The organism is Pseudomonadota bacterium, assembly GCA_038533575.1.
Taxonomy (GTDB): Bacteria; Pseudomonadota; Alphaproteobacteria; order Rhodobacterales; family Rhodobacteraceae; genus Shimia_B.
Genome location: JBCAYL010000002.1, coordinates 169,263 through 183,442 on the forward strand (window position 1 = coordinate 169,263; position 14,180 = coordinate 183,442).

Below are 14,180 nucleotides of genomic sequence, written 5' to 3' on the forward strand. Positions count from 1 at the left end.
GCGCCAATGACCGAGTTCCTGCTTCTGGCCTTCACGTTTCTCGTCGCGGGGGTGGTTGCCGTGCCCATCGCCACGCGGCTCGGGCTGGGCTCCGTGCTGGGCTATCTCATTGCGGGCATCGTGATCGCGCCGCTTCTCGCGGCCCTCGGAGTGGACGTCATATCGATCCAGCACTTCGCTGAATTCGGCGTGGTGATGATGCTCTTTCTCGTTGGCCTCGAGCTCGAGCCGAAGCGCCTCTGGGAGATGCGGGGCACGCTGGCGGGGCTCGGTCTCGGGCATATCCTGACGACGACGCTCATCGTCACCGGGCTTGCCATGCTCTTTGGCCTGGCCTGGCATTTCGCGCTGACGATCGGGCTCATTTTCTCGCTCTCCTCGACGGCCATCGTCCTTCAGACCCACCAGGAAAAGGGTCTGATGCGGACGGAAGGGGGGCAGGCCTCCTTTGCGGCGCTCCTCACCGAGGACGTGGCCGTGATCCCCATGCTCGCGCTCCTGCCGCTCCTCGCGATGCCGGAGCTCATGGATGTGGCGGGCGATGTGGGCCATGGCGGCGATCATTCGGGTGATCACGGGGGCGGCCACGGAGGTGACCACGGCGACGAGCACGGGGATGACCACGGGTCGGGCATGAGCCTCGTGAGCGGTCTCAACGGGTGGCAGACCGCGCTCGTCTCCTTCGGGGCCATCGGCGCCGTCATCCTCGGCGGCAGCTACCTGACCCGCCCGCTCTTCCGCTTCATCAGCCAGGCCGGTCTGCGAGAGCTCTTCACCGCCACCGCGCTGATGCTCGTCGTGGGCATCGCCCTCCTCATGGGGCTCGTGGGCCTCTCGGCGGCGCTGGGCACGTTCCTCGCCGGGGTCGTCCTCGCCAACAGCGAGTACCGCCACGAGCTCGAAAGCGATATCGACCCGTTCCGCGGCCTACTCCTCGGCCTCTTCTTCATGACCGTGGGGGCGAGCATCAATTTCGGCCTGCTCTTCGAGGCACTGCCCTTCTATCTCGGTCTGACCCTCCTCGCGATGTTCATCAAGTTCGCCGTGCTCTTCGTACTGGGGACGCTCATCGGCATCCACGGCATGGACCGATGGCTCCTCGCGCTCAGCCTCGCACAGGCGGGGGAGTTCGGCTTCGTGCTGCTGAGCTTTGTCACCGCCAATGCCATATTGCCCGCCGCCATCGCCGATCAGGCGCTGCTCGTGGTGGCGCTCTCCATGCTCTTCACGCCGCTTCTCTTCATCTTCTACGAGCGCGTCATCGTCCCCCGCTCGGTGAGCGATCAGACCCGCGAGGCCGACGAGATCGAGGAGCCCGGAGAGATCCTCATTTGCGGCCGTGGCCGCGTGGGCGGGATTGTGGAGCGCATCGTCTCCGCGGCGGGCTACAAGACGACCGTCGTCGACTACAATTCAAAGCAGATCGCCAACCTGATGAAGTTCGGCATCAAGACGTATTACGGCGATGCCACGCGCCCCGATCTCCTGCATGCCGCGGGCATCGAGCGGGCGCGCATCATCGTCGTGGCCGTGGACGGCGAGGAAAGCATCAACACCATCGTGCGCCATGTGATCGAGCACTACCCCCATGTCCACATCATCGCCCGCGCGCGCAACAGGCACCACGTCTACGTGCTCTGGTCGCTCGGCTGCCGCGACATCATCCGCGAGACCTATGACAGCTCGCTCCGCATGGGTCGCTCGGCCTTCGAGGCGCTGGGCATCGAGCGGCAGGCGGCGGAGGAGATGGTCGAGGCCTTCAACCAGAACGACCGCGAGGGGATGATCGAGGTGGCCGGGCTCTATGACGCCTCCATCCCTGCCGTGGAGAACGAGCCCTACGTTCGGAAGGTGCGCGAGATGCTCGAGACACGGGTACCGCAACTCAGCCGCGAGATGCAGGAAATTCAGGCGCGCGCCCGAGGGTAAGTCAGGGCAAAGCCGGGTGTGAGGCTGTCGGTGCACGGTCGCATGCATCGCTGGAGACAATTCTTGCATTCGTTTGCAAAGAGGCGCATCCTGCCCGCGCAGAAAGGACGCACCCATGAGTCTCGACGACCCGAAAAAGATCACGAAAACCGAAATGGAAGCCCGCATCGTACGCTACGGCGACCTCCGGCCTTGCAAGACCGCCTTCATCGATGCCCACACGCCGGGTTCCGATCAGAAGGAGAACTTCACCATCATCGGCGGCGGGGTTTCTGAGGCCGCGGACCAGTTCGTCCATCTGCGCGAGACACCGGGCTTCAATATCGGCGCCGCGGGCCAGCCGCCCAAGTGCCGGAATTCGCTGCATTCCCATCGCACCGCCGAGGTCTTCTTCGTGCTCAAGGGCCGCTGGCGGTTCTTCTGGGGGCGCTGGGGAGATGCGGGTGAGGTCGTGCTCGAGGAGGGGGACATCTTCAACATCCCCACCGGCATCTTCCGCGGCTTCGAGAACATCGGCACCGACTACGGGATGATCATGGCGATCCTCGGCGGGGATGACGCCGGGGGCGGGGTGCTCTGGGCACCGCAGGTGATCTCGGACGCGGCGGCCCACGGCCTCGTGCTGGGCGACAACGGCAAGCTCTACGACACCAAGCAGGGCGCATCGCTTCCCGAGGGGGTGGCGCCCATGGCTCTGGCCTCCGACGAGGTGCTGGCGCGCATGCCAGAACCCACCACGCAAGACGTGGTGCCCCATTACGTCGCCCGCTACTGGGACCTCGTGGCCCTGAGCGACCGCCAGCCCGCCAAGGTCATCGGCGAGGCGGCCGTGCTCCGCGACAAGCCGGGCTTCGAGGTGGAGCTGTTGAGCCGTTTCTCGATCCAGGATGCGCCCTACGCCACCGATCGCCACGAAATCCTGATGCCCATGCGCGGCCATTGGCGGCTAAGCTGGGAAGGGGGCACGACGGTGCTCAACCCAGGCGACACGATGGCTGTCCCGCCGGGTCTCGAGCGCTCACTCGCCCCGGCGATGACGGGCGAGGCAAGCCTCTACAGAGTGCTGAGCACCGACGACCCCGCAGGCCCGACGCAGCCCCGCTGAGCGCAGCGGCGTCAAGGCCCGCGAAAGCTGCCCGCGTTAGGGCGGCAGAACTCGTACTCGGCGCGCACACAAGCCAAACGCGAAGCATCGGCAAAGGCCAAACGTCCAATCGCTTAAAGGTGCGCAGGGCCATAGCGCGCGTCGTTAAGACTTTGGCAATAAACGCTTGTGGACGCTTCAGGCCCTCAGCGCACGCCGTCGGATCTACGGCGTTTCCGGGAGCCGCTCTGACGCCCAGACCGCCGCCTGGGTCCGGTTCTTGACCCCGATCTTCTGATAGCAGGTGCGGAGATAGACCTTCACCGTCGCCTCGCAGATGCCGAGCGCGTTGGCGATGTCCTTGTTGGACCCGCCTTCTCGAAGCTTGAGCATCACGGCGCTTTCGCGCGGCGAGAGCGGCGCGACCTGGGGGCCGCTTTTCCAGGTCGTGGCCGCAATTGAGGAGCGAGGGTGCTGTTGCCTGCGGCCGTTGCCGAGCTTGAGCGTCTTGCCGTTACGGGCACTCGGCTCCACGACGCGGTAGCCCTGCATCGCCACGGCGAGCACACCGACGAGTGTCTCGGTGGGTTCGTCTTCGGGCATAACGGCGAGCACGTCTTCGTCGAGCGCTACGCGCAGCGCGGAGCAAACGTTCTCGGGTGCGATGATCATCATGCGGCACTCCGGGCAAAGCGCACGCACCTCGACGACCTGATTGGTAATTTCGCCGACGGGACGGCGGGTATGAAGAACGACGAGGTCGGTCGGGTCGATCTCCGTGACGTCCTGCGTGGTTGCGCAAACCTGCCGGATGTCAAATCCGCGTTGCTCGCAAGTGGACTTCAAAATGTCCCGCACCATATGAATTTTACTGATTATGCAAACGGCCATCAAACAAACCTCCAAAATCACACACGCTAATATGCGGTCTTCTACTAAATATGACCGTGAGGAGGAGTGGGGCGAAGTCGCAAGAAATCGCCCATTCGGCTCCGAACCACGGTTTGACCTTGTTAACCAAACGTTAGCTTGTAGGTCTCAATATCACCAAGGTGTTTGTGCGTCGGCTTAGGCGTACCACTTCGGTGCTAGGCTGGAGCTAAGCTCCGCGCGCAAAGCTGCGCGAAGCCCGTTAAAAAAGTCATTTGTTCGCAACCACTAGGCGCGCGCCTTCCCCCATCGGCGCAATCGTCTTGTTTTGGAAACAATTAGTTTCACATCTGAGTCGGATCGCGCTGTGGTTGCATGGCGGCATAGACTTGCTCGCTTGAGTGGGCAAAAGCGGTAATTTGATTCGTAAGATTTGCACCTTCACGGTGACCTAGTGTCACGAACCCACCTCCCAGTGGCAGGTTTCTGACCGGTCGGGTTAAGCCTCATGCTTCCTTACGTCACGTCGCCCCTATGGTACCTTGGCTGCGTTACACCGGGGGAAATTTGATGAATGTGTTTAGCTGGGGCGGGGTCTCTGCGCCTACGTACTGTCAGTCAGCTGCCCTGAGAAAAAATCTGACGACGATCTGTGACGGCGCATTTGTGCGCATCGATGTAAATGGTGCAAGGCTCCTCCTGAAAACATCCAACCGCTCGCCCTTGGCGGGCCCTGTCGACCTCGGTCTGCCGCGGTCGGCCGCAGCGCGCGTTGATGGCGCGCCTGGTGAAATCGTGGCGCTCGAGTTGCTCAAGCCCGACGCCAGCGACCTACCGCCGCTCACGGAAGCAGGCAGTGGTAAAAAATGGCTGGCCTTCGCCTGTACTTTCGCGAACGGCGCCGTCGACCACATTTTTCTCAGCCTGCGCAGCGATCAGGCGGACATCCACGTGGAAAGCATCCTAAGAGCCGTTTGGCCGGTCCTTCGGGCCGATTGTATCAAGGAAGTGCATAGCCCGGAAGCGGAGACGGCCATCAGCGCCATGCTCTGGACTGTGTCGAAGAAGAGCGACTCCGCGATCTTCGTCCTCAACATGACCTGCGAAGTCATGCACATGAATGCCGCCGGTCGTGACATGCTCGCCTCCAAAGAGCTGCTCTCAGAGAGCTGTTCAGGGTTGACCTGCAGCGCGGCTTCTCAGACCAGTGCGCTCCACAAGGCCGTGCGAACCTGTGCCCTTGAGACGTCGCAGGATACCGATTTCATCCTGCTTCTCGACAGTGCGGACGGGACCTCCCGCGTGCCGGTGTCGCTGTCGCGCCACCAGGCCTCGCAGACTTCGCAGCCGCTGGTCGTCGCGATCGTGCCGCAGCAACCGGACCGCCGCCGCATCGAACAGCTCGCGCTGACGATGGGGCTCACACAGTCCGAAGCGCGGGTCGCTGCGCTCATGCAGACCGGTCTCCCCAATCGTGAGGCGGCGCGTGTCGCCGGCCTCAAGGAACAGACATTCAGTACTTATTCAAAGCGCGTGCTCGCCAAGCTCAACGTGAGCTGCCGGGCCGAGATGGCGCATATGCTGACGTGGCAAGGATCTCTGGGGCGCGTGTCATGAACAAGATCTTGGCGAACGGCGAATACGAGAAGAGCACAACTTCGGACCTTCAGCCCCTCGTGGCCCGGTCCGACCAACGGGTCGATCCGAAATCGGAACCTGGCGACAGGGCCACCAAGGCCCGGGGCGCCGATCCGCGCGAGGCCGCAGCGCAGGATGGGTCGCGCACAGCGCCTCAGCCTGCGGCCACTGCTCGCCTGACCGAGACTGACCTCCGGGCACTGCAGCGCACGCTCCTGACCGGCGACGCCGCTTTGGCGCGGCGGTCTGATCTGGGGGAGTTGAACACCCGGATCGTCCGGATGTTCGAGACGCTCAAGAAGGGTGTCGGCGAGATGTATGTCTCCAAAGCCGAGGCCGACCGCTTGATGCTGAGCGAGCGGATCGACACGCTCGAAGACGCAGTGAACCGCATGGAAGGTGCGCTGCGAATCGAGCTCGAGCCGGTGCTTCGGGAGGCCGTCGCGCAGGTGATGGCCGAGCAGGTCGCGTCTCGTCCGCGTCGCGGTCGCTTCCTTTGGACAGGCCTTGTTTTGCTGGCGGGGCTGGCTCTTGGGGCGTTCTTCCAGGACCAGCTCGTGGGGCTCATGGCCCAGATCGAATCGCTGATCTCTATCGGCGCCTCGCGTTTCCTTGAGAATTCGTGAATTTTGTACCCAAAAAGGGGCATTTCTGAGGCGCTTGGTTTGGTTGTGTAATTTCAGAAGGCAATTTCTGCCTTTGTTTATCCGCCGGTCTGTGCCGGCACGTTTGGGGGAAGTTCAACAGTGGGCGGCTTAGCCGTCAGGTTTGATCGGACTCCGCTTATTAACGGAGAAGTGAGATGGCAAATCCAGACGGTACTCCCACCTGGAAGGTGTGTGATCCCAACTGTGACATCGAATACAGCGACAGCAAATTCGACGTAAACTACAACGATGGCACCTACGAATACGGTGACAACAACGCAGACCAGATTGACCTCAACGAACCGGAGTCGGCACACAACGCCGAAGCGGGCGCAGGCAACGACGCCGTTTACGGCGACGACATCTGGAACATCATCGACGGTGAAGAAGGCCAGGACTACCTCGAAGGTGGTGGCGGCAACGACCAGATCTTCGGTGGCACCGGCAATGACTTCATCTACGGCGGCGACAATGACTCGCAGACGAACGAAGTCGATCCCGAGAACGGCCTTTTCGACGACGATTGCATCGACGGCGAAGCAGGCTGCGACTATATCGACGGCGAGCAGGGCGACGACCTCCTCAAGGGCGGTCAGGACTCTGACATCATGTTTGGCGGTCTCGGCGACGACACCATGTTCGGTGACGACGGCGACGGCGACTACACCAACGACCTGAGTGCGGCTGCCAACGAGCGCGGCTCCGACGACTGGATGTCCGGCGGCGAAGGCGACGATTGCATGGACGGCGAGTCCGGCAACGACTGCATGTGGGGCGATGATGGTGACGACACCATGTATGGCCGCACGGGCGACGACCGCATGTCCGGTGGCGAGGGCAACGACAGCATGGCTGGCGGCCTCGGCGACGACATGATCGCTGGTAACGACGGTGACGACGAGATCTTCGGCGACATCTTCCCCGGCGACAACACGGGCGTCGGTGCTGATCCGGGCGAGGGCGACAAGGGCCCGATCCCTGGCGGCGACGACTGCATCTTCGGCGGAAACGGTGACGACACGGTCGATGCCGGTGAAGGCGACGACGTTGTCTACGGTAACGCCGACAATGACCTGCTTTTCGGTGGCCGTGGTGACGACACCATGGACGGCGGTTCCGGCCGTGACGACATGCAGGGCGATGCCGGCAAGGACCAGATGCGTGGTTCCGGCGGCAACGACAAGATGCACGGTGGTGCGCAGGCCGACGTTCTGTTCGGTGACTTCGCAATGTCCGCGGAAGTCAGCCACGCAGGCTACGGAAATCTCGACTGGGTCGGCGATTGTTGCGAAGTGACCAACGGCGAAGAATCCGTCCGTGAAGCCGTCTACTTCGACGACAATGGCGAACCTCTGTTCTGCCCGACTTGCGACTTCTCGGATATCCATGAAGACGCAGGCAACGACGTCATCCGCGGTGGCGGCGGCAAAGACAAGATCTTTGGCGAAGACGGCAATGACCGCCTCTACGGCAACAAGGGTGATGACGACATCTGGGGTGGTAACAACAACGATAGCGTCACCGGCGGCAACGGCGATGATGAGATCTGGGGTAACGACGGAGATGATTGCCTGTACGGCCAGAATGGTGAAGACACCATTGAAGGCAACGAAGGCGACGACAAAATCCGCGGCGGTGAAGACAACGATTGTCTGTTCGGCAACAATGGCGAAGACAAGATGCACGGGGATGATGGCGACGACTTCATGTCCGGCGGTGCCAATGCTGACATGATGTTCGGTGGCGAAGACAACGACCAGATGTACGGTGACGGCGGCAACGACCGCATGTTCGGCAACGAAGGCAACGACTACATGGAAGGCGGCGGTGGTGCTGACTTCATGAAAGGTGGTTCCGGCGATGACGTCATGCTCGGTAACGCTGGCTTCGACGAACTTGCTGGTGGGTCTGGCGACGATTGCCTCTACGGCAACGAGGGCAGCGACGATCTGTTCGGCGACCTCGGCGACGACAGCCTCTATGGTGGTATCGGTGACGATGACCTCGATGGCGGAGACGACAACGACTACCTCGTTGGCGGCGAAGGCAACGACGATCTCACCGGCGGCGAAGGCAAGGATGTGTTCATCATCGACCTGATCTGGAACGGCACCGACATGTCGTCCGTTGCAGGAGAGGACACCATCCATGACTTCGACATCGATGAGGATCTCGACACCATCCTGTACCGTGTGACCAACGTCGGCGCAGGTAAGGGCGCTAGCTCGTCCGATGCCTTCCAGGTGCTTCAGGGAACGGCCAGCGACATCGAAGAGCCCAACGGCCAGGCGGTTGTCATGGAAGTCAACGGCACCGACACTCAGATCGAGGTCAACGGGTCTCTCCTGCTGATCAAGGGTCTGACCAACGGTCCGAGCACCTACACGTCCATCGGCAACGATGCTCTGCCCATCGGCGGCGTCGGCATCAACTCGGCTGCCTCTGGCAACCCGAACTACCTGCCGATCGATGTCGTAGCACGGGACGCCATTGGCGACGATGGGTTCCCCTACGACGACGAGCACGACTACTTCGACACGTATGACATGCTCTGCGTGCACCCTGACACCGCGACCTAAGCGTCACGGCATAAAGTGGCCCGGTCCCAGCAATGAGGCCGGGCCACTTTTAGCCCTGGTTTGAGACGCTTGAAACTGGTCCCCCGGCCAAGGAAAGAACTTGGGCCAGGGCGCCGTTCAAAGTTTGGAAAAGAGTATCGGTTTTATTTCTAGTGTGTCCGGGGGGACGCGAGAATGAAAAGTAAAAGAGTTTTTGATGGGCAGCGCGGCCTGATTACATCGGTCTTCGTTGCGAGCCTCTTCATAAACATTCTGGTCCTGACGGCGCCACTGTACATGTTGCAATTGTTTTCCCGGGTCATGTCCTCGGGAAGCATGTCCACCCTGATCGCTCTCACCGTCGGTGCGGCGATCGCTTTGGTTTTCTTCTTCTTTTTCGATGTGCTGCGGCAGCGGCTCGTGGCCCGGCTGGGCACACGGCTCGAAGCCAGCCTTGGTCCGACGATCATGGCCGGCATCATGTCAAACGAGATGCCGCCCGAAGTTCACGGCGTTCAGCCGCTCCGCGACATCCAGGGGCTTCGGAACTTCGTCACCAGCCCCTTCCTTATCGCTCTCTTGGACGCCCCTTGGTCGGTGGCGTTCGTAGGTCTGATTTTCCTCTTCCACCCAATGCTCGGCACCGTTGCGCTCGTGGGCATCATCGCGCTCTTCATCATCGGCGTGGTTAACGAGTTCGTCGGGCGCAAGCCGGACCAAGCTTCGACCGAGGCATCGGCGGAGGCGACGATCGCAGCCGACGAGATGCTCACCAATGCCGAGATCGTGCATTCCATGGGCGCGACCCGGACGCAGATCGAGCGTTGGACGATGAAGTCCTTCTCCGCGATGATGTTCGGCACGGTGGCCACCGATCGCATGGCGACGCTGAGCTCCTTGGCCAAGCTGGTGCGGATGGCCATGCAGATCGCCATCATGGGCGTTGGCGTGATCCTTGTGGTCCGCGGTCAGCTCTCTCCCGGCTTGATGATCGCAGCGTCTATCCTGATGGGCCGCGCGGCTGCCCCGGTGGAGCAATCCGTCGCTGGCTGGCGCGGTCTTCTTCAGGTGCGCAACAATATCCGCCGCCTCAATCTCGTGCTGAGCCTCGTGCCGGACACCGACAGCCGCCTGGAGCTCCCCGAGCCCGAGGGGCGCCTTGCCGTGCAGGGGGCGAGCGTGATCGCCGATGGCGTGCAGGACCCGCTGCTCCTCGATGTGAATTTCACACTTGAGCCTGGGCAGGTCCTCGGTTTGATCGGCCCCTCCGGCGCGGGCAAGACGACGCTGGCGCGCGCCCTCGTGGGTCTGCAGGGCCTCGCGCGCGGTCATGTCCGCATCGATGACGTGGCGCTCACGGACTGGCCCCGCGCTCAGATCGGCAGCTATATCGGCTTCCTTCCTCAGAGGGTGGAGCTCTTCGACGCGACCATTGCCGAGAACATTGCTCTGATGGATCCAGACGCACGCCCGTCCGACATCGTGGCCGCCGCGAAGCTCGCGCAGGTCCATGACCTCATCGTCAAGCTGCCTGGTGGCTACAATGCCAAGGTCGGCGAGCGCGGCAACAACCTCTCCGCCGGTCAGCGCCAGCGGATTGGCCTGGCACGGGCGGTCTACGGCAACCGGAAGCTCATCGTGCTCGACGAGCCCAACGCCAATCTCGACCCGGAAGGCGAGGCCGCGCTGGCGCGTGCCATCAAGGCACTGTCCAACCGGGGCGCTATCGTCGTCGTGATCACGCACCGCATGAACCTCCTGCGCCAGGTGACCCATGCGGGCATGCTCGAGGGCGGGCGTCTGACCAAGTTCGGGGAGGCCAAAGCCGTGGTCGAAGACGCGGCCCGGTCGATCACGCAAGACGCGCAGGACGAGGCCAACGTGGCCATTTTTCGGCGTCGGAGCGGAGAAGACGGCGCTGGGCCAGACGCCGCGGCTGGAGGAGATAAGTAATGAGCATTGTTGAAGCCAGTCCGCGCGAGATCGCTGAGAAATCCGGTTTTGCCGACCGCATGCCGGATGTGAAGCTGCCCAAGGCACCGCCCATGCGCGTGCGCCAGCTCACCTTCATGCTGTTCTTCCTCGGCTTCGGGGTGTTCGGCGGATTGATGGCCTGGGCCAGCGTCTCCAACATCACGAGCGCCGTGGTCGCCAGCGGGGTCTTCCGCGTGGCCAACGAGCGGCTCGTGGTCCAGCATCTCGAGGGTGGTCTCGTCAACGAAATCCGCGTGGTCGAAGGCGAAGTCGTGGAAGAAGGCCAGATCCTCGCTGTCATCGACGGCACCCGGACGAAGTCGCAAAAGGGAATTCTGCGAAGCCAGCTTGTGAGCGCGCTGTCCCAGGAAGCGCGACTCACCGCCGAACTTGAAGGCGCGGAGAACCTCGCGCTCACGCCTCAGATCGCCAGCCTTATCGCGGAGGATCCGCGGCTCGAGAAGATCTTCGTGGCGCAGCAGAGCATCCACCGCTCCAACCAAGAGATGGTGAACGGCCGGGTCGGCATCATTCGCGATCGCAAGCTCCAGTTTCACGAACAGACCAACGGCTTCATGGCACGCCAGACCGCGTTCCAAGAGCAGCTCGACCTCCTCGAGGAGCAGATCGACAAGCTCGAAGTGCTCTACGAGAAGGGCCTCGTGACCGGCCCGCGCATGGCGTCTCTTCGGCAGAGTCAGGCGAGCATCCTCGGTAATATGGGCTCGCTCGACAGCAGTATCGCCAACGTCCAACAGCGCATGGCCGAGCTCGACGAGCAGGCTCTGCAGCTCCAGCGGGATCGCCTCAATGGTGTCACCGAGCAACTCCTGCGCGCGCAGGAAGCGGTCTTCGACATCGAAGAGCGGCTGAACACTGTAAACGACATGGAAGAGCGTCGCCTAATCCGCGCGCCGCAAGCGGGCAAGATCGTAGGCCTAACCGTCAACACGCCGGGCAGCGTGATCAGTGCCGGGCATACCTTGCTGGAAATCGTGCCGACCGATGCACCGCTAGTGGTCGAGGCGCAGGTCCGGCCGACGGATATCGACGAGGTTGTGCTCGGGGGGAGCGTGCAGGTGCGTTTGACCGCCTACAATGCCCGCAATACCGCCCCGGTGAACGGGACGGTGGTCCATGTCTCGGCGGATAGCATGACCGATTCCGACACGGGCGCGGACTACTTCCGCGTGGACGTTGAGGTGCTGCCGGAAGAGATGGCGACCCTCGGCGAGAGCAAATTGCAGGCGCAGCCCGGCATGCCGGCGCAGGTGATGATCGAGACCGGTGAACTCACGGTCATGGATTACATCCTCGAGCCTGTGCTTCTGAACCTCGAGACGGCGCTCAAGGAAGGCTCCTGATCATGTGCCTTGGCGCTTAAGCTCGTTCCCTGGCTGACGCCGGGGGCGGCTAGACAAGCTCCAGGTCGTTCAAGAGCAGGTCGGCGTCAAAAATACCGAGGATGTCCAGAGCTGCCCAGGTCGGCACATCGAGCTGTGTGCCGCCAGCGATCGGCGTTGCGAAAGAGGAGATGACGTCCTGCTTCGAGAGGCCGCCCCCCCAGATCGACGCGTCGAGCCAGATCGTGTCCACGTCGTCCTGAAAGTCGAGGATCACGTCCTTACCGTGACCGAAGATGAAGACATCGGCATCGTCGCCTCCGGTCAGCGTGTCGTTTCCGAGGCCGCCGTCGAGCGTGTCCTTGCCGTCGCCGCCTTCAAGCTTGTCCCGGTTGTCTCCGCCGTCGAGACGGTCGTTGCCGACCTCGCCCATCAGCACGTCCTTGCCCTCGCCGCCAGTGACGGTGTCGCCACCATTGCCACCCTGAAGGCGGTCGTTTCCATCTCCGCCGTCTAGGAGGTCGCGACCACTACGCCCGAATAGTCGGTCCTCTCCGTCTCCTCCACTCATGGTGTCTTCGCCACGTCCCCCACTGAGGCGATTGTCGGCGGCGTTCCCGATAATCTCGTCGTCGCCGTTACCGCCCCAGGCTTCCTCGATGACGGTGTCGCGCGCGATGATGAGATTGCCCTTGAGGCCTCCCACATCGGAGACTGCCTCGACATTCAGGTCGATCCTCTGGTCGGCGGTTTCGAATTTGAAATTGAGCCGGTCGATCCCGCCCGCGTCGTAAATGGTAAAGGCGTTCACGGTGCCCGATGTACCCTCGTTGAAAGCATCATCGAAGATCTCTTGTAGCGCGCCGCCGACGTTTGAGTTCGCACCGTAGACGGTATCGCCGATCTGGGCCTTGGACTTGCCGTAGAGATCCTGGACGGCGACGATATCGGCGAGCATCAGGGTTGCGGCGTAGGCTTTGTCGGCGTCGAGCCACTGGTTCTCTTCCTGGTCGAAATACGACATCAGGCTCATCTGCCAGCTCTCGTTGATGAAGTGGTTGTCGGTCCCCCAACTGGCCTGACCGTTGTAGTCGCCCGGGTGTCCGAGCCCGAGGGCATGGCCGATCTCGTGCATGAAGGTCTGCATCGAGTAGCTGCCGTAGCTGTTGCCGTGCCAGGGGGTGAACCAGCCCGTCGAAATGCTGACGAAGGCGCTGAGGATTGTATTGCCGGAGTAGGAGTGGCCACCCACGGCGCCGCCCGAATTGTGGTCGAAGCGGATGTCGCCGCCGCTCGACACCTCTTGGAATTGGATGTCGATCACGTTTTCCCATGCCTCCAGCGCCGCACGCGCGAGGCTTAGTCCGGTGCTGTTGAGGGCCGTGAGGTTTACGGTGATCGTGTCTCCGGGATCCGTGTCGAAGGCCCGCCATTCCCTGCCCGAACGATCTTCCCAGTAGCCGTGGACGAGGTAGTCCGCGATCTGGTCGGGAGAGTAGATGGGCAGCGGCATGTCGATACACCTTCGGTATGTGGCCAAGAAAACCCGCGGGGTCGGTGCCCCGCGCGGGCATGCGCACCGGCAATTATTCCGAGCGCTTCTTTCGGCCTTCTACGGTGGCGGTGCGAGGTGTCAGCCGTATGGCGAAAATGCGATGAGATTGGGCGATTACCCGCCAAATGGCGCGCGGCTCTCGCTGGATTCCGCCGAATCGCTGGCATCGAATCGTCGTCGGAGATCGGTGATTTTAGGCCCTGAAAAGAAGGCTCGACGCCCGTGATTCGCGCGCCGTGAAATGGCCGCGATACCCCGAAATGGGTACTGACCGTTTCACCGCCACGCAGTAGCTTTGTGTCATATCAGTGTCCGAAGGGGCGCGGTGCTGGCGATTTCCGCGCATCCTTTAAACATTGAAAAGAATTTTCAGCACGGACGAGGAGCCCTTGTTTTCTGGGCTTCGCATCCCCGGAGAATACAATGTCTTTTCCATTCGGCGGCAAAAGCTCCTTCTTCAAATCTGGTCGTTTCTTCAGGGCGGAAACACAGTTTCTGAAAGGGAAACAAGGAGGTTCAGGATCGCCTCTCGTCAGCCGCCGCCGGAGCCGTCGTGGCTCCCTAGGTGGGTCCGGGTTCAAG

Annotated in this window: 9 protein-coding genes; 7 read left to right on the plus strand and 2 right to left on the minus strand. The window is 62.2% G+C overall.

Features of this window, described 5'->3' with window-relative positions:
• Positions 1 to 6: 6 nt before the first annotated feature.
• Entirely contained in the window at positions 7 to 1,929 is a 1,923-nt protein-coding gene (locus tag AAFM92_12795; GenBank protein MEL7301252.1) for a cation:proton antiporter, read from the plus strand.
• Positions 1,930 to 2,044: 115 nt separating this feature from the next.
• Positions 2,045 to 3,034, plus strand: coding sequence for a cupin domain-containing protein (locus AAFM92_12800; GenBank protein ID MEL7301253.1), 990 nt, complete (start codon positions 2,045 to 2,047; stop codon positions 3,032 to 3,034).
• A 204-nt stretch (positions 3,035 to 3,238) separates the two neighbouring features.
• Here the strand turns inward: AAFM92_12800 and AAFM92_12805 are convergent, their stop codons facing one another.
• Positions 3,239 to 3,874 carry a response regulator transcription factor gene (locus AAFM92_12805; GenBank protein MEL7301254.1) on the minus strand — a complete coding sequence of 212 codons (636 nt, stop codon included), beginning with the start codon at positions 3,872 to 3,874 and terminating at the stop codon, positions 3,239 to 3,241.
• 543 nt (positions 3,875 to 4,417) lie between these two features.
• Here AAFM92_12805 and AAFM92_12810 point away from each other — a divergent pair.
• The 5 genes from AAFM92_12810 to AAFM92_12830 all read left to right on the plus strand — a co-directional run bounded on the left by AAFM92_12810 (position 4,418) and on the right by AAFM92_12830 (position 12,064).
• The gene (locus tag AAFM92_12810) at positions 4,418 to 5,500 is read left to right on the plus strand and encodes a helix-turn-helix transcriptional regulator (GenBank protein MEL7301255.1); all 1,083 of its coding nucleotides are present in this window, start codon (positions 4,418 to 4,420) and stop codon (positions 5,498 to 5,500) included.
• Positions 5,497 to 6,147: a hypothetical protein gene (locus AAFM92_12815; GenBank protein MEL7301256.1), complete on the plus strand. Its 651-nt coding sequence runs from the start codon at positions 5,497 to 5,499 to the stop codon at positions 6,145 to 6,147. Before AAFM92_12810 ends, AAFM92_12815 begins: the two co-directional genes overlap by 4 nt.
• A 176-nt stretch (positions 6,148 to 6,323) precedes the next feature.
• Positions 6,324 to 8,747: a calcium-binding protein gene (locus tag AAFM92_12820; GenBank protein ID MEL7301257.1), complete on the plus strand. Its 2,424-nt coding sequence runs from the start codon at positions 6,324 to 6,326 to the stop codon at positions 8,745 to 8,747.
• A 174-nt stretch (positions 8,748 to 8,921) separates the two neighbouring features.
• Positions 8,922 to 10,679 carry a type I secretion system permease/ATPase gene (locus tag AAFM92_12825; protein MEL7301258.1) on the plus strand — a complete coding sequence of 586 codons (1,758 nt, stop codon included), beginning with the start codon at positions 8,922 to 8,924 and terminating at the stop codon, positions 10,677 to 10,679.
• Complete coding sequence (locus AAFM92_12830; GenBank protein ID MEL7301259.1) at positions 10,679 to 12,064, plus strand: HlyD family type I secretion periplasmic adaptor subunit; 1,386 nt, start codon at positions 10,679 to 10,681, stop codon at positions 12,062 to 12,064. Before AAFM92_12825 ends, AAFM92_12830 begins: the two co-directional genes overlap by 1 nt.
• Positions 12,065 to 12,113: 49 nt before the next feature.
• Here the strand turns inward: AAFM92_12830 and AAFM92_12835 are convergent, their stop codons facing one another.
• Positions 12,114 to 13,556 (minus strand): M10 family metallopeptidase C-terminal domain-containing protein, encoded by a 1,443-nt coding sequence (locus AAFM92_12835; protein ID MEL7301260.1) that lies wholly within the window; start codon positions 13,554 to 13,556, stop codon positions 12,114 to 12,116.
• Between the last annotated feature and the right edge of the window lie 624 nt (positions 13,557 to 14,180).